Here is a 19,481-nt window from a genome sequence, read left to right on the forward strand (position 1 = left end):
CGTCTGAGGCTCAGGGATTAAGTCCGCTTGGACCAGGAGGCTGACCGAAGTAGCCCGGTACAATCGAATAATCCAGGAAGTTGACGTTACCGTCCCCATTGAAGTCGGCATCACCCGTACCTGGACCAAAGGCCTGAGAGAACAAGCTGATATCCAGGAAGTTGATGATTCCGTCATTATTGAGGTCGGGGTCACACGCGTTACCGAATCCATCACCATTGGTGTCGAGCTGCGAGGCATTCGAGACCAGCGTGCAGTTATCGGCGGAATCAAACACGCCGTCACCATCGGTATCAACACCGGCAAACGCGATCAATGTAGCGGCAATAGCGCTGCCGCTTTCAGTGCTTCCATCCGCCTCAACCACGTTGGTGATCACGTCGTCCTGCGCGCCCGTGAGCACGGCCTGGAACGTCAATGAGGCCGATCCACCAGCGCCGGTCATCACGCCCAGATCGGTGCCGACGACGGGTGCCGTACCGGCGCCATTGAAGTAGTAGCTAGCGCCGTTGTTGGCGTTGGCGTCTTCAAAGCCAACCGTCAAGCCCGCCGGAATCGCCGGAATGCGATCGTAAACAAACCAGACGTTGGATCCACCCTGCTCAAGCCAAATTTGGAAGCTATAAGTAGTTGGATCGTTAAATCGCGGCACGTCTTCCCACGACAACACGTAGTAACTGTCAGGACCATTATTGATAACCGCTTGATACCAGTTACCGCCGTCAGTCAGGTTCATATCGGTCCAAAACGGCGCTAACACATTATTGGGTCCGGCATTGGACGGCAGGTTTTGGTTGGTCGCGGAAGCCGCAATACCACTTGCCGTACCGAGCTCGAACACGCCGTTCACCGACCAAATGCCGTCGGTATAGGATTGGCCCAAGTAGGTGAAATCAAGACCATCGACTAAGAAACCGCCGTCGTCGCAGTTGCCCGGGCAACCAGCCGGTGTCACGCCTTGTCCGGCAAGCGACACGTAGCCCAATGGAGCCGGAGACGGGCCGATCGACAGCGTCACGCCATCGAGCGAACCGGTCCACGACAGTTCATTACTGCCCGCGTTGAACGCAAACGCACTCGAAGTCGTGCCGTCGGTTACCGACTGGTTCGCGCTACCGGGCACGTAGGTCGCACCCGCTGGCAAGGCATCGGTCACCGTATACGATTGCGTACTCGATGTGTTGGTCAGATCAATGGTGTACGTTACCGTCTCTCCGCTATTCACTTCGGTGTCGCTCACACCCTTATTGATCAGCGCCGCATTGGTCGAAGCGCTCGCAAAGACCGCTACGGGAAGAGACAGTTCTGGATACGTGCCGGTGCTCTCGGTGAGGATAACCTCGTCGAAACTCCATGCCTGATCCGCCACGCCTGTGGTTTGCGCGGTAATGGTTACGGCCTGCGAACCGCCCGCCGCAATGCTGAAGCTTGATGGCGAGAAACTCATCGACAAACCGCTGCTCTGAGGTGAGCTCACCGTCCAAGACGTTGTGGTGTTCGCCACTGAGTCAAATGTACGCGTCCAGGAGCACGACCCTGCACAGGTGTCGTCTTGCATGCTCGGCAAGTTCAGTGTGCGTGGGTCGCCCCCGGCATTGGGGTTCGCAGCCGTAAAGTTTGCGGTTGTTTCGTCCATGACCAACGCCGTCAGCGCGGCTTTGGTCAAATCAATGCGACCTGCACCACGATCAAACGGATCGGTTGGCGTCACACCGTCTTCTTTGCGAATACCGTCATTGACGGCTGTCATCATAATGGCCGACTTAATTTCGTGCGGTGTCCAAGACGGGTGAATGGCCGACATCAGCGCACCCGAACCGGCATTGTGCGGGCTCGACATCGAAGTGCCCGACAACGTGCCGTATTCAGGCGGGTTGGCCCCGTTGTTGACTGCCGCATAGATTCCCACACCCGGTGCGGTGATATCCGGCTTGATCACATTGTTCGACGAGTTGGGTCCACGCGAACTGAACGATGCCATGATGTCGCCAATGGCGGGATTCGCTGTGGGCTGAGTGCCGGTAATTTCCGCCACGGTATTGGTGTTGGCCGCGAGCCACCCACGAAGCGTATCGCCCGCACTAACGCCGATGTGCACACCCGGCAAGAAGTGACCATCGGCCACGATCGATTCACCCTCAGCCGGCGTGTTGGCGAGTACGAAACCGCCCGCACCACCTGCCAGCACGTTCTGGCCTTTGGCCACGCGAGCGATAGCGCCGCGATCACACACAATGATCTCACCACTGAACGTGCCAGCTGGATACGGCTGCAAGCATTGCGCCGGATCGCCGCCTGGATCGTTGGGGTTTGGAAAATCACCGGCATACCGTATCGGTGCAGGACCATAACCCGCGGTAACACCCAGACCGTTTATGTCGGCCAAGGCACCGCCATCACTGCCGAGTCCAATCAGTGCATTTCCGCGAGCGCCACTGTCGTGCGTACTCGCTCCTGTCGTCGACACCCAAGGCTCTTGGTGGCCCAACGTGGACGCACCAGGGCCGCTGTTACCGGCCGAGGCGGCCACGTACACACCCGCATCCGTCGCGGACAGAAAACCCTGTGAGACTGTATCGGACCATGGGTTTACGCCACCACCGATCGAGTAGTTGATGACATCGACACCATCCGCGATCAGCGCGTTCACACACGCGGAAGTCGCGCTACCAGGACACAGCCCTTGGCCCGCAGAGTTGGTGTAACACGCATCGCAGGCAATCACGTTGGCATGCGGGGCTACGCCCGAAATACCGAGATTGAGACTGATGGTGGGTGCGTCAAAAACGGTGTCGACAAAGTTACCGCCAGCGGTACTCGCCGTATGGCTACCGTGGCCGTTTTCGTCTTCCGGACCATCGTTGCCTTCTTCTGACTGAACGGCGTCAACAAAGTCGTGTGCACCAATCAGCTTGTCGTTACATCCACCAAAAAAGAGCGGATCACCCGCTGGCAGTGCACATCGACCTGTGAAATTCCCGGAACCCAATGGGTTGGTGTGCGTGTAACCGTCACCGCCTGTGGCGGCAAACGATGGGTGGTCGGAATTAATTCCGCTGTCGATGACACCAATCACCGTACCTTCACCCAGTGAGCCAATGCTGGCCGGGTCAGCGCTGCCATCCCAAAGCGATGGCGCACCGATGAAGGTGGGTCCACTGTCCGTATTGAGCGGATACAGCACATCGGCTTTGACCGACGCCACGCTCGCGATACTCGCCAAACTCGCGGCTTCCTGAGGCGACAAGCGCATCGCCACACCGTTTTGGGCAAAGCGATAATCAAAAATCACTTTGGCATTACGCTTGATGGCGCTTCGCATCTCTTGAGAGAACGCCACACGCTGCTGCGACAAATAGCCGTTGTAGGCCTGAACGTCGTCGCTTTTGGCATCGAGCGTAGTCAAACCGTTGACGCGAGGGTTGGTGGCTTTAAGGCCCGCCACACCGCCGCTATATTGCGCGATTGATGGCGCTTTGAACGTCACAATGTAGACGCCGTTGTTGGCCAGCTTATCCGCATGATCGGGTGCAGGCACCGATGCAACTGGACTGACGGCCACAGCATTGATTGACTGTTCAGCCGCCTGCACTGAACCAATCATGAGTACGAATAGACACGCAACGCTTGCAGCAATCACTGCATGTCGAAACGCTCGCCCACTTTCAGGCAAAGACATAGTTGAATACACGCTTATCCTCCATCCCAAACGCCAGGGTTCGGTATCGTTAGTTTATTGAGCCCGCACTTTGCGGTTAGGCCTCGTCCAGTGTTGTCATTATTATTTCTGGCACAATTCGATTGCGCTCATTTACAAAAGCCACAACCTGCGGAAGTCTGGCAGCACACTTCCGATGATTGTTTATTATTGTGTCTCAGAGTGTAGGCGTGGCGGGTCGTCGAATCAATCACAGAATTTTAAAATGATCGCATTTCGTTCATTCTTGGTAGTCATTTGACTTAAATATAACAGCGCGTTTAACAAAACCCGACCACGCGTGAGACATAACTGCCAGAATCCATTTTTCCATGCGTATTGTCCGTTCGCTCGAGCGACACAACACCTGCCCAACCGCTCGATCGCCACACCATCTGCGTCAACATTGTTCACGTTTGTAGCGTATTTTCTACACAGAGCGCGGGTGTTCTTCGTGCTAGCGTTTTCACTACCCGTTTACTACAACGTAACACTGTACGATCATGACACGTCGCATTCGATTCACTTGGTTATTCAGCGTCATTGTGACGCTGGGCTCAACACCGACTCTCGCTCAAGGCGACGCGCAACGCATTCTGCTGTTAACCAAAACTTCAGGTTTCTACCACGGCTCAATCCCGTTTGCCGTATCGGCGATTCGCAGCGCGGCACAATTGAGAGGCTTTATCGTGGAGGATTCGGATAATGCGGACGATATCAATGCGAGTAATTTGGCCAACTATGCTGTGGTCGCCTTTGTGATGACATCGGGCAACATCTTCAACGACCAACAGCAAGCCGCGTTCGAAGCTTATATACAGTCTGGTGGCGGCTATGTCGGAATACACTCGGCGTCCGACACCGAATACTCATGGCCTTGGTATGGTGGACTGGTCGGTGCCTATTTCGACAGCCACCCCGCCGTGCAGCAAGCTACCCTGCTGGTCGAAGACGCCACTCATTCATCGACCAATATGCTGTCGACCACTTGGACACGCACCGATGAGTGGTACAACTTCAATCAAAATCCGCGAGGCAGCGTCAATGTGCTGCTGACGCTAGACGAATCCACCTACGCCGGTGGCAACATGGGCAGCGACCACCCCATCGCTTGGTATCATGACTATGACGGTGGGAGAGCGTGGTATACCGGTGGGGGTCACACCGTTGCCAGCTATAGCGACCCCGTGTTCATCGAGCACATCGTTGGCGGCCTCGTCTATGCGGCAGGCGGTGTCGATGGCGATGGCGATGGCGTGATCGATTCAGAAGACAACTGCCAGCTGGTAGACAACGCCGACCAACTCGACTCCGACGATGATGGTTTTGGTAACGCCTGTGATGCCGACTTTAATAACGACTGCAGCACAAATTTTATCGACTTCTCGCTGCTGTCCTCGCAGTTTCAAACTGTTGGCGACACCGATCTAAACGGCGATGCGATCGTCAACTTCACAGACGTCTTTTTGTTTACGCAGCTGTATCTGCGCGAACCGGGTCCGAGTGCGCTCGCGGCCTGTCCGTGAGCCTCGGCCTACGACGAGACATACAAAACCCCACTTCCACAGCAGCGGACTTGTCGTGGCACGAGTTTGGAGCGTCGCCCTCAACACGGCGAGTCCACCAAGCGTACTGTGGACACGTGACGAGGCGTTTAGCGATTGGACGTAGGCGCTAAGGGCCTTGAGCTTGGTGACGGTATCAGACCCCAACTGCGGTCAGCGTGACGGCACGCTCTACGCGTAAGGGCGCGTAAATCGTGCGTCGCCACTGCGTGCCCGACCGGTCACTTGGCGAGCTGCTGGTACAGCGCTCGGCCGGACAAACGGGGCGAGGCACTGCCGTCGAACGCCGCCCGCGTCAATTCCAGCACGCGCTGATTGACCGGCGCCTCGACACCGATCTGGCTGGCAAGCTCGACGATTTGTCCTTGCAAATAATCGACTTCGGATGGTCGCCCCATCTCAAGGTCGTCCAGCATTGATGAGCGCGCGCTCTTATCGATCTTTAAAATACGGTTCATAATGAGTCGATACACAATATCGGGCAAGCGCAGTATGCGAATCATATTATCGGGGGAAGCACGGCCGAACCGATGCGGCTCGATACCCGCGCACCGAACAATATCCAGCCCCTCCTCAATCATAAGTGCCAACGCCCGGCGATAGTCGCGCTGCATCAGTCCCTCGAATAATGTGCCGCCCGACAAAGCGTTTAATGCGTTGTTCAGATTGACGAGCAGCTTCCCCCATTGAACCGCGGCGATATCATCGATCAGATCACATTTTTGCCCACTGCGTACGAAGGCCTGTTGAAGGTTTTGCAGTCGGCCCGATTGGCTTTGGGCAATGCACAGTTCCCCTTCGGTGCCGCAGTGCCATTGCCCGGGCCCGGTACTGGTGACGTTAAACGGCACCATCGCGCTCAATACCTCAACGCCGGGCAACGACTCGCGCAACCGTTCTGCATTGCCCATGCCATTTTGAAAACTGATCACGAGTGTGTCTGGGCCGACCAATGACTGCAGTGCGCGTCCCGCCTCTGCCGTGTCCTGCGATTTAACCGTGACCAATACGATATCCGGACTGGTCAGACCGTGTGGATCCAAATAGACCAGGAGCTGTTCCGGCTTTAAACGCAGCGGACGATTAGCGTAGTGCGTTAGCGTCAAACCCCGCGTAGTGAGCGTCTCACGCACCCGTTCTCGACCGATAAACTGCACGGATAAACCGGCATGCAAAAGCAAACCGCCTAGATAGCAACCGATAGACCCGGCACCGAATACAACCACATTGTGTAACTGAGTTATTGCCACGCGCACACCTTAATCACTCGGCGTTATTTTTGATACTCAAACAGCTGACGGTCATCGCCACCCCCCACCATGTTCTCCGCGCGCCGAAGGGCACGCAGCGCCTCGTCGTCGTCTTTCAAGTACGCCTTGAAAAACAGCAGCTCCCAATTATCCCGATCCGCCCACGACCCGCCTTCGAACACATGCGGCTGATCTACGAGCTCCACGACATACCGCGGACCGGCCAATTGCGTCATGGCCGGAAGGATGAACGCGGAGGGCGTAACCTGATCGTTCGTGCCAAACACCGTTAACACCGGCGCAGTCACATTCTGCAGAGTCTGATTGTTCTCGCCAAACGCATAAACATCGTGCCCGTCGTAGCGATTACCTGTCCAGGGCGCCGCGGCGACAACCGCCCGAACGCGATCGTCAACAAACGAATCCGGGTGAGATTGATATTTGCCGCCGGCCATCGCGAGCCCGGTGAAACCACCGAAACTATGGCCGGAAATGCCGATGCGATTCGGGTCAATAGAGGGGCCGAACGCGGCGCTCATGAGCAGTGAATCCACCACCGCACCGGTGACTAATGGCCTTAAGAAAGCGCGATGCGGCCGACGTTCATCGCCATACCCGAAACGATCATCGCCGTAGGTAATAACGGCCACTATATACCCATGGCTCGCTAATTGATGGGCGTGACCAACATCGTAAAAACCGTGGGCGCCGGAACCATGAGACAACACAATCAGCGGATATTTTGCGCCGGCCCGTCTCCCCTGAATGTCCGGCTCCTCTTCCGGCTCCAGCATATGCTCAAACTCACCGTATCGCGAGTTGTGGTAAGGAAATGAATAGCGGTTGCTGGCCGCGGGCTCGGTGGAAGGATAAACGACGTAGGATACGACGGGCACATAACGATCGTTCGCCGGACCGTAGACGGCTGGATTATCGGGCACCCGTACGTTTGTAATCCATGCCGCTTCAGGATGCTTCAAAATATCGGTGAGAAAACGGGGCTGTCCATTTTGCTTGGGAATTCCGAGCAGATACCGATGCAGGTCGTCGTCGGATACCTCTTCGAAGGCAGTGGCAATCTCCACGTTGGTTGACGCCACAAAATACGGGCCACGCGGCACCGCATCCGTAGCGTCACCACAGGCGGTGAGGACGACAACGGCCCATAAACAATTCAACCTTGCGCAAAAAAGTACAGGCACACCAAGCGCTCCTCATCCATCATTGATCAGCCCAAAAGAGTGGTATCGAGTTCGCGGCGACGTCGCCGTGTGGCACGCAACCTGTGACCGAGACACGATGGTTTCAGGCGCTTGCTAGCCACGCGGGTGCCTCAGGCGCAACCCCACTCACCGCCGCTTCTGCACACGACGCCAAGCTTGCCAACCTCACATCCCTGCCGCTTAGCCCCGGCCCGTAGTGTGCATACTTAGCTGAATTGGTCAGCACGGTACGGGCCTCAGGCGGAAACAGAGGTTCTGTAATGGAGCACCAACACACATCCGGCACAATGCGCACGCCTGCGGCTTTCAGCTGTTGAGCCACACCATTTTGTTGTACCGCATTGATGATCGCGCGACCGGCGGTAATCATGACATCAACGCGCTCGTGCACTCGACGACCGTCAAGGGCCGCCAAAAACGCCGCACACTCGTCGGCCGAAAAATGAGGGCTACCCATGGCCACCAAATCGATGTCCGTCTCAATATCGTTGAACTGTCGCCACGCGCGCTGCATGTCGCGTCGCGAAACAGTCACCACAGTGAGGTTCGCGACCTCACAGCTGTCCGCCTCCGGCGTGACGCCGGCAATATGCACCAGCGGTGCGGATGAGGTCGTGCCAACGGCCGCGCAAAACGCTTTGAGGTCATCCATCGTCGGCTGGCAGTGCTCCAGCCCCTGCACAAACGGAATGTGGTCGGGCGACGCGGCGCCAACCAGCCAACCCGCCATCGGCCAAAATAAATCATCCGCTCCCTCGGGTCGTTTGATTTGAACCACGCGCCCAGGCTGGCGGTTCTCACTAAGGTACATGCTGGTATCGGGCACTCGACCGGTAACGGCGATGCAGAGGTCCATAAAGTCGGGTGTTTTGGCTGTCCGCGCACCGAGCACAGAATTGGCAAACAGGACTGCGTTGGATTCACCCCAACCCACTATGTCTCCTTTATTGGGCGCATTATCGAGTAAATAGGGCGCGCAGGTATAAGTCGGTTGCGCGCCCATTTCAATGTAACAGTCAGCAAGCCGACTGGCGGCCTGACCAAACTCCGGCTCAACGCCCTGTTCACGCCAATGGACGTGATCAACCGAAATGGCATTGAGTGTTGTCGGTAAGCGCACTTTTGCACCCAGCGACAACATGCGCTCAGCAAAACGCAAGTAGGCCGGTCCGACGTAGATACAACCATCGATGTGCACACCGGTCACGTTTCGCAACTTTGGCGCTCCCTGCACACGCGCGATATCAATGAGCACCTGCATAGCAAGGCGAGCGGCCTCGCCTTCACGACCGGCGAGCAGTCGCTGATCGTACGCGGACAGCGTCACGTCGTGCTGTTCGGTAGAGGCAAAGTTGATCCGCATGGACCCTGCCTCAATGCCTTCGTTTGTGAGCGTCAACTGGGTGTGCATAGACAGCTCGGCGTAATCGTCGTCAGAAAGTCGAATGATGGGCACTGTCGTATCGAACACACTCCGGGTGATCACGGCACCGAGCGTTAAGATCGTTTCCGGTTCGCGAAAGATAAGCGCGGCAGGCGCCTGACCGGAAAGAGCCAGCTCCATGAGCACCCCGCCACCGCCACACGAACCGCGACCACCGGGCATCATCACGATGCGCCCCGCTAGCCGTTGATCATGTTGTGGATGATGAGCGTCCTGAATTCGGCTTGTGGCGGGATCGACACCGCCCCAGAAACTCAGCCCTTCGTCGCACACCAACAATTCGCCCTCGGCGCATCCGCTGAGTACGGCCCTCGACACCGACATATCGACTCCGCCCGTTGACTCGATTCGCCTAGCCTAAACGCACGGAGTAGCCGCGTACAAGCCCTGTGGTGCGACCGGACAATCGTCTGTCAGGCGTGCGACAGCGTGGGTCGAGTCAACGCGTCAGTCTCTCGATCACCCACTCATCGCCCCGTCCAATACCACGACCGACAAACGCCAGGTCTTACGCCGAGTCGGATTCGAATTACAACCTCCGTCGTCGAATTCGAGCGACAGCCAGCGCGATCAGTGCAAGCAGCGCGGGTAAGGTCACGGCACCGATACCGCTGGCTTCAGAGCTGAAATTCTCAGGCGGGGCCGCCGGCGGGTCATCCACAATCGGGTCGGGATCTGGTGTCGGATCGGGATCGGGATCAGGATCGGGGTCCGGATCAGGGTCCGGGTCCGGGTCCGGGTCTGGGTCTGGGTCTGGGTCTGGGTCTGGGTCTGGGTCTGGATCAGGATCAGGATCAGGATCAGGATCGGGATCGGGATCGGGATCGGGGTCAGGATTCGTTGATCGGCAGTTTTCGCGCGGCTGTGCGGCGTTGTCTCGAACGGTGACCAGGTTATCCTCGACTTCGCTTGGACGTATGACATACCCGGGCACGGCACCGAGCGAAAAGGCGATGCGCTCACAGCCCTCGTCGATAAAATCGTCAAACACCGGCAGCGTGATGAAGTACGACCCCCCGAACGGATTGGGCTTCGGTTGGAGCGTCACCGTGAAGCCATCTTCGTCCGGCAGAGGGGTCAGCATAGAGAGGTTGTCTCCACTGGCTGACGCTAAGTCAAACTCGCTAATGCCGAACGCCGAGTCTGTTAAGATCGTGGCGGTCGCGCCTTGCGGTGGCACAGGCGCGAACACGTGCAGTTCGAGCACCAATTCATTGCCCGACTCTTCGATCAAATCACTTCGTGCCGCGTACAGCGTGACATCACGGGGTAAATCAAACGGGTCGTCGTAAAAGAACGTCTCTACTTCAGACGTATCGGGATCGATCATGCAGCCCTGACAGTTTTCCATTGAGAAGATAAGCTCAGGCGGACTCTCACACCCCACGCCTGTGTTCACGTCACAATCTGGGTTTGACGTGCCGCCACCACCGGTACCGTCGTCATCCACTTCATCGGCGAATCCGTTGAGTTGTAATGTCGCGTGTTGATCAGTAAGCGTATAGCGAATAACGGTGAAGTCACCGCCAAATTGGGCATCCGTAGGAAACAACATGCCATCAACACTGATCGTAAACAGGTCATATTGGTTAATCGCTTGCCGTATGTTGGAACGCAAGTCGACACTGACGGTTTCACCCGCCGCCAACGGTTCACTTAGGGTGAACGTAAACGTATGCTGAGTGGGCGCGCCATTGGGTAATGACGTGCGCTCAAGTGCGATGCGCGGCTGAATCTCTAAACTAACAACCGGCTCGGCGTTAGCGGGAATCACAACAGCTAAACCACCATACATCAGGCTGAGTACCAAAAGGGCTGTCATCTTTTTGGTCATCACGATCACCAGTACAAGGTGGCCGTTAGGCCCACTGTCCGCGGGAGTCCCAGCACGCCCGTCCCAAACTCATCCACACCCAAAAGGTACGTACGATCAAATGCATTGTCGACCTGAAGCGTGACCTTACCCGACGCCCATTCGTAACCGGCACGCGCATTGAGAACAAAGTACCGATCAATTCGGTTGAGTGGATTATTGGGAATGCGGCTGAAATATTCTTCGGTCGATTCGCTATCAACTGAAAAGAAAAATCCGTTTGGGTGACGATAATTCAGATTGAACGACGCCGTGCGCTCTGGGGCTTCGGAAAATGAGTCACCTGCTGACTCGCCGATCGCCTGATTGCTCGATCTTGCGCGCGTTATGCGGGTTCGCAACAAGCCGGCCGACACGGCCAAAGTGAGCTCCGGGGTAAACGCAAACTGCAGTTCAAATTCAGCGCCCGCCATCTCACTACCGCCCAAGTTCTCGGTGATCTCATCGCCCGGGAACTCGCTGACCTGCACCGTAATCTGCTGATCAACCCAGTCGGTGAAAAACGCATTGGCATTCAATCTCAGGCGGCTATCAAGCCACATTGAACGCAAGGCGAGCTCATACGAACGGGTCGACTCAGGATCATAAAAAAACACCGTATTCTGCGTAATGCCGGCACCACCTGCACGAAAACCCTCTTGGTACGTTGCCCCAACGGAAACGTCTTCGGTAATGTAGTACTGGACGCCAAATTTTGGCAAAAACACCGAGTAGTCACTGTCGGGGTTTTCACGCTCAATCGGGTTTTGTGGATCACCGCTAAACAATGAGCCTGTAAATTCCCCTTCATCGTATCGACCGCCAACAGTGACCGTCCACTTGTCATTGATCGCCCAATCAAACTGCCCGAAAATGGCGCGATTCTTCTCAACGATATCCGCGCCAAACAAGGTGGACTGCCCGGAGATAAACTGGGCGGTCGTGCTGTTTAGAAGATCTTGTTCGAAAATAAAGGCACCAAGAACGCCGCGAGTTCGGCCGCCAGGCTGCTCATAATTAAGCCGCAGCTCATGAGCGATATTGGAAAACTCAATTTGCCCATCTGTGCGCTGTTCAACACGGCCACTGGACGGGACAAATACAAAAAAGGCGCGATCCGTCTCGTCGTCTGAAATAGTGGACTGGGACGTTAGTTTCAATTTGTCGTTGATCTCATACGTCAATTGCAACGTATGATTTTGCACTTCGGTCTCACGAAACTCGAAATTACCGCGATTAACTCGATCTTCAAAGTCAAACCCGCCAGCGCTGGTCACCGTGGGCGCGCCGGGTTCGTCGGTCGACAACGCCCCGGTATAGCGTGCCGCAAACTTCGGGAGAAGCCGCGGCTCCAACAACAGTTTCAGGCGAGTTTGTTGGTACTCCCCTTTATTTGGTTGCTGGTCGAGGTCCAGATTTTGAAAGTCAATGAGTGTGTCGTTTTCCACCGACTGATGAGACAGCCGCGCCGCAAATTGATCCTGAAGAATGGGCCCAGACTGAACGATCGCCCACTCGCGAAAATTCTGATCATCGGTACTTACGCGTAACGCTCCTTCATGATCATAGGTTGGGTCTTTTGACACAATCTGAATCGCCCCGGCGAGCGAATTACGACCGGACAACGTGGACTGAGGGCCTCGGAGCACCTCAATTTGCTCAATATCCCACAAGCCGCGCGCGCCTCGGCGTGAGCCCGAAGGCGTTTGTACGGCACCATCGATATACAGAGACGCCAATGGCGTGCCGCCATTCGACAAGCCGATTCCCTCGGAATTGATACCACGGATTACAAACCCGTTTTCCAATCCGCTGCCGTCCCGCACGTTGGCAACCAACCGAAACGCTTCTTTAAAATCGAGCACGCCGGTGTCTTCAATATCCTTGGCCGACACGACACCGACACTCGACAGCGTATCTTGAAGCGAACGCGTGTCCTTTTCGCCATAGACCACTACTTCCTCTAACACCGGGTCGCCATCTCGCGATGAATCCGTGCCATCATCGCGCTGGGCTGATGCCGCGAACGAAACGGCGAAGACACACGCAAACGCAACGCCTCTCGAGCGATTCGCTCTGAGTACTTGGTGCGGGAGAGGGTCGGCCATTGCTGCGTGTTCATGTTTAAAGGTAAACATGAGGAAGCGCCTTATTGACTTGAGAATGAGAATCATTATCATTCGATCGGTATCGATTTTCAAGCTGCGCCCAAACCGCCTCATGCGCGGTTAAATTGCCCCCGCGACCCTAATACTAATCGCTAGAATGGCGGGCGGTTAATGCGTCAGCCGCAATTAGGGAGAGAGCATCCAATGACGATCAACACATTTCTTAAACGCTTGCTGAGCGCCGCCGCGCTAGCGCTTGGCCTCAGTGCCGCTGCTGGCGATGTCGCACTGAGCGGCACCGACGGCACAGGGTTTATTTCGCTATCCGAGCTCAACAACGAAGTGGTGGAGCCTAACACCGATCAGCCCGGCAGCAAACAATTCGACTATCCGTATTATTTCGATGCCAATTCGGGCCTGTATGTCATGCTGGTTGCTGAACCGCTGTCAGAGGCATCGGTGTATGCCGAAGAAGCCATTTTCACCGTCGAGAACAAAACCATTACCGACGCGGACTTTGGTTTTTTCGATTTCGGCCTCATGTCGTACGATGACGCGCTGGTAAGCGCCACAGGTCAGAGTATCGTGGGTCCCAGCGATCTTACGTTTGAACTGGACGGCACCGACGTGAGTCCCATCTTCGGGCCTCGCAATCCGAATAATGAATTCGGTTGGTCTTATCGCCTCAGCGTTGCCAACGTGACCGGCTCAGGACTGACGTTTGAGGGTGGACAACTAGTGAGTATCGACTTGCTCGGCGATATTGTTGTGTCTGTTTTCTTCGCCGACCAATTCGAGATTACGCCTCCTTTCACCGAATCGGGTTCCTTCCGGATTGCGGGCAATCAACTCGTCTTCGATCTTGACCAAACACAGGATCTAACCACACCGTTGGGATTAATCTCCGATTCACGAATGGTTTTTAATCGTAGTGGCACGATCGAGGGCATAGCGCTGCCCGACAGCGATGGGGACGGCGCCGATGACGGAAGCGACAACTGCACGCTCACGGCCAACGCCTCGCAGCTAGACGCCGATAGCGATGGCTATGGCAATGCCTGCGACGCCGACTTTAACAACGACTGCGCCACCAACTTTGTTGACTTCGCCGCGCTGTCGAACGCGTTTTTATCCACCAATGCGCTTTACGATCTCAATGGTGACGGTAGCGTTAACTTCCTGGACATCAGCTTCTTTTCCACGCTGTTTTTGACGGAACCAGGGCCTAGCGCCTTAACGGCTGTGTGCAATTAAATTATTGAGTGAATAAGAGCCGATTGCGCGCGCAAGAAAAGCGAAAACCGTCTCGCGTCAATGCGAGACGGTTTTTTTATGCCTCCGATCGTGTGCTGATCATCAGCGCAATCATCCGCGCCATTCGCCACCCGCCGGATAACCACCAGTGAGCGCCCTAGGCGCTTCGAAGAAAACAGTATTCGTCCGGCGCAGCACCCCCAGCCCTCACTGCCCCCCTCGTCAAACATCGCCTGATCGAGCATAGCGGCGTATAAATCGCCCGTTGCGCGAATGGCGTATTTCACGGACTGGATGTCTTCCTCACGCCAAACGAGTGAATTAATGTACTGCATCATCAGCCGATTGTGGGCCACATCCACATGGGCATGCTCAAGTAAGAACGACATCGCCTCCTGCGGAACGCCCGCTTTGGCCAACTCTTTGGCGTAGCGCTCACCACTGCTAGTAGGCATGAACTCAAGAAAAAACAGATAGCCAAGATACGCCACCGGATTCAAGTGCCAACTGGTGTAGAACCCATAAGCCGTGAGCCCTGCGGTGGCCGGTGCCGGATTAAGCGAAGGCAACATCGATACATCCTGCCCCATTGCCTGAAGGTCATTGAGCGCCAGTTGATCGTGACCGATTTCCGCCGTGGCGTGCTGAAAGAACCGTTTCACGTTCTGGCGCTGATCGCCGCGAAAGCGCACGGTCGCCAACGCCTGAATTTGTGGGTTTTCACGCGTGTGAAAATAAATCTCGCGCAATATCGCGCAATACTGCGCGGCCGTGGCGTCCCCGTTCAGTAAAGTGCGAATAGGTCGGCGCTTCTCGAAACGCGCCAGGGCGCGATCGAAACACGTTTTAATCTCGTCAAATGCGCTCATGCATAGGCTCCTTGTTGAGTGGATAATAGTTTAGGAATGGTCCGGCGAGCGATGGGCACCAACGGTGACTGCACGCGCTCAAGGTGAGCCATATCCAAACAATCGAGTTTTAGAATATTGACCCGGCCATAGTCTGGATGCTGCGCCGGTTCCCGCCACTGGGTAAACCCAAGTCGCTGGAACATCGGCAACAAATGATCGTTGCAATCGATAATGGCGTGATGCAATCCCATCGGCACCGCGAGGCGATACAGTTCGCAGGCAATTCGCACACTTAGCGAGGTGTGTCGGTACTCCGGCGTCACCATGAGTTTTGTCACGATCGCCGTCGACGTCGGATGTATCGCCCCCAGCGCACTCATTTCATAAAACGACTCATACTCCCCCAGGTTTCCCGAGGTCGACGCTGTGCAGATCAGCGTACCGACCACTCGATCATCCGCTTGCGCCACGATCAGAATCCCAGACGCTGCACGCGGATCGTCTAATTCTCGACGTTCGTGATTCGCCGACTCAACGTGGCGACCCATCTCAGTCACGTATACGTCGTACCAAAACCGCTTAACTGGCGAAAGATCGGCACCGGGCTGCCCGATCACGATCCGTATTTGCTCTTCCGTACTCATGCCTTGCTCCTTGCGTTAATCAACTACTATCAAAGTGATCAACGATCGGGTTTTCTCTCAGCGCACGAACAATCTGTATGCCAAAACGAACGATTGCTCGCGATGCCAAGGATCTCAGGGGGTAAAGCCAGTGGCGCGGCGTAATTGCAACGACCTACAGCGGCCAGGAAAGCGGACTAACGAGAACGTCGCGCTTGGGCTATCAACGTGGCGTATAGTGAAAGGTATAGCTATCGTCATCCGACGACGCTTTCCGAACGCCCACCCCACACGCCGCGATCAGGCCCTCTTGGGTAAAATCAAGATCGAGGGCGTGCTCAAGGTCTTTATCGTTCATCGCAAGCGAAACGAAAGACCCCAGTCCGAGCTCTGTGCTTAACAGGTAGAGTGTTTGGCTGATATGGCCGGCGTCAACAAACAGGCTGTGTAACGCCTTATCGTGCTGCCGATATTTCCAAAAGCTGCGATCAAACCGGGCGGTGATAAAAAACAGGCAGTGTGCCGAACCGTACCAAGTTTGGCCCGCCAAATAGTCAATCGCGATCTGTTTGGCGTTATCGCGATCGAGCCGCGTCAGAGGGGTTAGCGAGTGATCGCTCGCACGGTAATGATAAAATCCGCAGTCGAGTGCCTCGACATTAAGCACGAACGGATACACCTCAAGCGCATGCAATGCACCTCCGGATGGATTGAATTTTTTCAGCAGTGTAAAGCCACCGCCCGCGTCCATCTCACCTTGAACGCCCGCCATATAGCGCAAGACACTGGAAAGATGTGCCTGCGTAAGCGGCGTGGACTCATCAAATAAGCGCACCGTTTCCCGACGCGCCAATAGTTCCGTTAGCGCACTGGACGGAGAAGGTGGCGCCAAGGAGATTTGAGACCCGATGCCATCACGCGAATGAAAGGCCGCAGGCGCGGCGCCATGCGCTTGGGCTTGGCGTTTAAACGCTGCGCGCGTATTGGCACTGCGTGCCGGCTTGTCATCGGTCTCGCGTACCGGCTGCGTAACGCCTTGCCATCGGGATGCAGCATAGTTGTGAAGTGCTCGCGTATTCCAACCCGAGCGAGTCAGCGCGTTGTCCCGCTGTCGAAGCAGCGTGAGCCATGGGTCGGCATCATCACTAATGAGCACACCGGCCTGTTTGAGCGCATCGAGCTGACCCACATTCACGCCCAACCACTCGCGCACGGACAACTCATCCACCCACTCGCCGGACGGGAGATCGTGCACGACCGCGACGACGGGCAGCGAACACGCCACCTCGTCGCCGCACACCACGCTCGAAATAGCGATATCGACGGCTGGCGTTTTTTCATAGCGCGCGGCGATTATGTTCGCCATACTCACCGCGAGCCGCTGCCCGATGCGAACACGAACATCCTGCGCTCGTCGCAGTTTAGACACGACAGAAAATCTCGTTCTAGTCGCTGCCGTCGACAAGCAGGTAATGCGTATAGGTTTGCGTTGCCACGATTTGTCCACCGTCCGCGGCAGAAAACTCGCCCGCGATATTCATCGCGCCACGCCGAAAATCACTTTGCGCCGGAAACTGCTCCGGCGGAATAGCGTGACTGGCACCGAACTGAGCCGGATCAAGAAAATCCGTTAGCGCAAAATCGATAACCGCCTGACGTGGGTTACTTTTAAAGGCGTTGTAGAACGCTGCGTTATCCGCAAGCAAAGACCAAAGAAAATACAGCCGAGGCTCCGGGCAATCATAGGTTGACATGTTGTTCTCCTGGATGAATCAGGGTGCCGCGCTCTCTCAGATGAGATCGCTCCCTGCATGAGGCATTCTGACGTTCTGATAAACCGTGTTCATCTAAAACTAGTCAGAATTAGTCATGATCATGATCGAGTTCCAAATAACTATCATAGGTCTGAGAATCGACTTCTGAAGGCGTCTCAATCAATCCATCACTTTCCAATTCTGCTGCCGCAGCCGCAAATTGCGCCTGTGTTGGGAAGGCATTTCCAGTCAGCTCATGATTGTCTGGGAATGCAGGCGGATCGAAAAGAGTGGCGAGTGATGAATTTGACACTGCGGCGTTAGCATCCGCTATAAACGCATTGTAGAAAGACTCATCTTCGCCAAGACGAGTCCATAGTAAATGCAGTCTTTTTTCGGGACAGTTGTGATTCGACATGTTCGTTCTCCTGGACAATTTCGATTATTTAGACTTATTAAGACATTGATTCGTCGACAGCCACACCGTCACTCGCATCAATGTCGCTCGCACCCGCAGGTTGCTCTTCTAATGGTCTGCGCCTGCTGGCCACCTGCAATACAGAGTGATCGGACGCCAAACTCCTCGTTCAATTCCACCCTATTTCTGTATCAGTGCCAAGAACGCATTCAGCCTCTCATTTCAACATGGCATTTTGCCGTTCGCGCCGAACAAACACGTACCGCCCGGGCAATGCCACGCGGTCCAGTGGCTGCACCGCATCGGGGGATGAGTACAACGATAAAAACCAGCTGTACGTACCACCGGCCTGTGGCCAATGCAGATCGGACGTTAGCACTACGTTTATGAACGCATGCTGACTATGCGCAGGGTGATTCGCGCTGTCGCGATCCAATCGTGCCTCCCCCACTCGAAAGTACGGCCCACGCCCTTGCGGATGTCGCGAAGCTTCCAGCCGCACATAGAGCGGTGTGGGTCCTTGGCGTACGCCGCGCTCAATCGATTCAATGCGCATCACGACGAACTGATCGATGATATCAACTTCTGATCGCCCGCTGATGCGCGGTGAGCGCAATAGGTGAATCATCACCAAGCAAACCGCGAGCAGAGCAACAAACACGGTGACCAGCAAAATCGTCCTTGATTTTGACTCTGCGCTATTCACACCAAATGTGCCTCCTGATTCTCGCCGGCGTCAACCGTTACCCACTCGCGCACCACCACGGCGTGCTCATCAAGCAGAATCTTCTTGGCCCGGGCTCGTGCTCGATGAATCACACGGTCGTAGTGGGCATTACTCAACTCGAGCACGGCGCATACCTGCGTTTTCGGTCGCTCATCAAATCCGGCCAGCGACAGTAATTGTCGATCGCGCGTCATCCTCAGTTTGCCGACCGCGTCCTGTAGTGAGTGGCGGAGCTCTGTCTGTTCGATTTGCTCCATCGCATCGGGCAGTATCGCCGCTCGTTCGCCCAGCTCGTCGGAATCGGCCATAAGCGATAAGCGACTGGTTCGCCGAATGTCGGCGTAAAGAAGAAACAGCGCCGTTCTTGATATGTAGCCGTCTAGCTTGCGTGGGTCTTTCAGTCGCCCTTCGCGAAGGCGCAGCAATACACAGAGGAATGCTTCCTGAAACAGATCCGCCTGCCGCTCTTTGTCGATTGTCATGGCGTACAGTCTCGGTCTCAGTACGCGCTCAAATCGCTCCGCCAGCCATTTTTCAGCGGCCGTATCCCCGCGTTCGATTGCCGCCACCATGGTCGCCGTGTTGTTGTGCTGTTGATGCTCGACCACCCCACTCATGGATGGTCGTGTTGACGCACCAAAATGCCGTCTCACTACGTTTTGCGGCGTTGCACCAGTCGCTATGTTCTTCATCAATACCCCCAGGTTGTTGCTTG

15 protein-coding genes are annotated in these 19,481 nt (G+C 55.7%); 2 read left to right on the forward strand and 13 right to left on the reverse strand.

Annotation, left to right across the window (positions count from 1 at the left end):
* Positions 1 to 10: 10 nt before the first annotated feature.
* Positions 11 to 3,691 (reverse strand): S8 family serine peptidase, encoded by a 3,681-nt coding sequence (locus tag AAF465_10415; GenBank protein MEM7083137.1) that lies wholly within the window; start codon positions 3,689 to 3,691, stop codon positions 11 to 13.
* Positions 3,692 to 4,200: 509 nt separating this feature from the next.
* Here AAF465_10415 and AAF465_10420 point away from each other — a divergent pair.
* Positions 4,201 to 5,223: a ThuA domain-containing protein gene (locus AAF465_10420; GenBank protein MEM7083138.1), complete on the forward strand. Its 1,023-nt coding sequence runs from the start codon at positions 4,201 to 4,203 to the stop codon at positions 5,221 to 5,223.
* A 260-nt stretch (positions 5,224 to 5,483) separates the two neighbouring features.
* On the opposite strand, the gene AAF465_10425 is transcribed toward AAF465_10420, so the two are convergent.
* The 5 genes from AAF465_10425 to AAF465_10445 all read right to left on the reverse strand — a co-directional run bounded on the left by AAF465_10425 (position 5,484) and on the right by AAF465_10445 (position 13,169).
* On the reverse strand, positions 5,484 to 6,512 hold the full coding sequence (locus AAF465_10425) for a 2-dehydropantoate 2-reductase (protein MEM7083139.1): 1,029 nt from the start codon (positions 6,510 to 6,512) through the stop codon (positions 5,484 to 5,486).
* A gap of 23 nt (positions 6,513 to 6,535) precedes the next feature.
* On the reverse strand, positions 6,536 to 7,714 hold the full coding sequence (locus AAF465_10430; protein ID MEM7083140.1) for an alpha/beta fold hydrolase: 1,179 nt from the start codon (positions 7,712 to 7,714) through the stop codon (positions 6,536 to 6,538).
* Positions 7,715 to 7,817: 103 nt separating this feature from the next.
* Positions 7,818 to 9,503: an aconitase X gene (locus AAF465_10435; protein MEM7083141.1), complete on the reverse strand. Its 1,686-nt coding sequence runs from the start codon at positions 9,501 to 9,503 to the stop codon at positions 7,818 to 7,820.
* Positions 9,504 to 9,708: 205 nt separating this feature from the next.
* A complete protein-coding gene (locus AAF465_10440; protein MEM7083142.1) occupies positions 9,709 to 11,001 on the reverse strand; it encodes a hypothetical protein in 1,293 nt (430 codons plus the stop codon).
* A 17-nt stretch (positions 11,002 to 11,018) separates the two neighbouring features.
* On the reverse strand, positions 11,019 to 13,169 hold the full coding sequence (locus tag AAF465_10445; protein MEM7083143.1) for a TonB-dependent receptor: 2,151 nt from the start codon (positions 13,167 to 13,169) through the stop codon (positions 11,019 to 11,021).
* Positions 13,170 to 13,343: 174 nt separating this feature from the next.
* Here AAF465_10445 and AAF465_10450 point away from each other — a divergent pair, with 174 nt between their 5' ends.
* Entirely contained in the window at positions 13,344 to 14,393 is a 1,050-nt protein-coding gene (locus tag AAF465_10450; GenBank protein ID MEM7083144.1) for a dockerin type I domain-containing protein, read from the forward strand.
* On the opposite strand, the gene AAF465_10455 is transcribed toward AAF465_10450, so the two are convergent.
* From AAF465_10455 to AAF465_10485, 7 genes are all read right to left on the reverse strand, one after another.
* Positions 14,390 to 15,262 carry an iron-containing redox enzyme family protein gene (locus AAF465_10455; GenBank protein ID MEM7083145.1) on the reverse strand — a complete coding sequence of 291 codons (873 nt, stop codon included), beginning with the start codon at positions 15,260 to 15,262 and terminating at the stop codon, positions 14,390 to 14,392. The two genes, AAF465_10450 and AAF465_10455, sit on opposite strands and share 4 nt — an antisense overlap.
* Positions 15,259 to 15,888 carry a GNAT family N-acetyltransferase gene (locus AAF465_10460; GenBank protein ID MEM7083146.1) on the reverse strand — a complete coding sequence of 210 codons (630 nt, stop codon included), beginning with the start codon at positions 15,886 to 15,888 and terminating at the stop codon, positions 15,259 to 15,261. The genes AAF465_10455 and AAF465_10460 overlap by 4 nt, the downstream gene beginning before the upstream one ends.
* A 202-nt stretch (positions 15,889 to 16,090) precedes the next feature.
* The gene (locus tag AAF465_10465; protein MEM7083147.1) at positions 16,091 to 17,296 is read right to left on the reverse strand and encodes a putative peptide maturation dehydrogenase; all 1,206 of its coding nucleotides are present in this window, start codon (positions 17,294 to 17,296) and stop codon (positions 16,091 to 16,093) included.
* Positions 17,297 to 17,312: 16 nt separating this feature from the next.
* Positions 17,313 to 17,621 carry a hypothetical protein gene (locus AAF465_10470; protein MEM7083148.1) on the reverse strand — a complete coding sequence of 103 codons (309 nt, stop codon included), beginning with the start codon at positions 17,619 to 17,621 and terminating at the stop codon, positions 17,313 to 17,315.
* 109 nt (positions 17,622 to 17,730) lie between these two features.
* Positions 17,731 to 18,039 carry a hypothetical protein gene (locus AAF465_10475; GenBank protein ID MEM7083149.1) on the reverse strand — a complete coding sequence of 103 codons (309 nt, stop codon included), beginning with the start codon at positions 18,037 to 18,039 and terminating at the stop codon, positions 17,731 to 17,733.
* A gap of 217 nt (positions 18,040 to 18,256) precedes the next feature.
* Complete coding sequence (locus AAF465_10480; GenBank protein MEM7083150.1) at positions 18,257 to 18,745, reverse strand: hypothetical protein; 489 nt, start codon at positions 18,743 to 18,745, stop codon at positions 18,257 to 18,259.
* Positions 18,742 to 19,383, reverse strand: coding sequence for a sigma-70 family RNA polymerase sigma factor (locus tag AAF465_10485; GenBank protein ID MEM7083151.1), 642 nt, complete (start codon positions 19,381 to 19,383; stop codon positions 18,742 to 18,744). Before AAF465_10485 ends, AAF465_10480 begins: the two co-directional genes overlap by 4 nt.
* Positions 19,384 to 19,481: the final 98 nt, after the last annotated feature.

The sequence above is a fragment of the Pseudomonadota bacterium genome, from assembly GCA_039028935.1.
GTDB lineage: Bacteria > Pseudomonadota > Gammaproteobacteria > Steroidobacterales > SZUA-146 > SZUA-146.

Coding starts and splice junctions, on each gene's coding strand:
- AAF465_10420 (MEM7083138.1), top strand. CDS start 4,201: ATGACACGTCGCATTCGATTCACTTGGTTATTCAGCGTCATTGTGACG.
- AAF465_10435 (MEM7083141.1), bottom strand. CDS start 9,503: ATGTCGGTGTCGAGGGCCGTACTCAGCGGATGCGCCGAGGGCGAATTG.
- AAF465_10440 (MEM7083142.1), bottom strand. CDS start 11,001: ATGACAGCCCTTTTGGTACTCAGCCTGATGTATGGTGGTTTAGCTGTT.
- AAF465_10445 (MEM7083143.1), bottom strand. CDS start 13,169: ATGTTTACCTTTAAACATGAACACGCAGCAATGGCCGACCCTCTCCCG.
- AAF465_10450 (MEM7083144.1), top strand. CDS start 13,344: ATGACGATCAACACATTTCTTAAACGCTTGCTGAGCGCCGCCGCGCTA.
- AAF465_10455 (MEM7083145.1), bottom strand. CDS start 15,262: ATGAGCGCATTTGACGAGATTAAAACGTGTTTCGATCGCGCCCTGGCG.
- AAF465_10460 (MEM7083146.1), bottom strand. CDS start 15,888: ATGAGTACGGAAGAGCAAATACGGATCGTGATCGGGCAGCCCGGTGCC.
- AAF465_10470 (MEM7083148.1), bottom strand. CDS start 17,621: ATGTCAACCTATGATTGCCCGGAGCCTCGGCTGTATTTTCTTTGGTCT.
- AAF465_10475 (MEM7083149.1), bottom strand. CDS start 18,039: ATGTCGAATCACAACTGTCCCGAAAAAAGACTGCATTTACTATGGACT.
- AAF465_10485 (MEM7083151.1), bottom strand. CDS start 19,383: ATGAGTGGGGTGGTCGAGCATCAACAGCACAACAACACGGCGACCATG.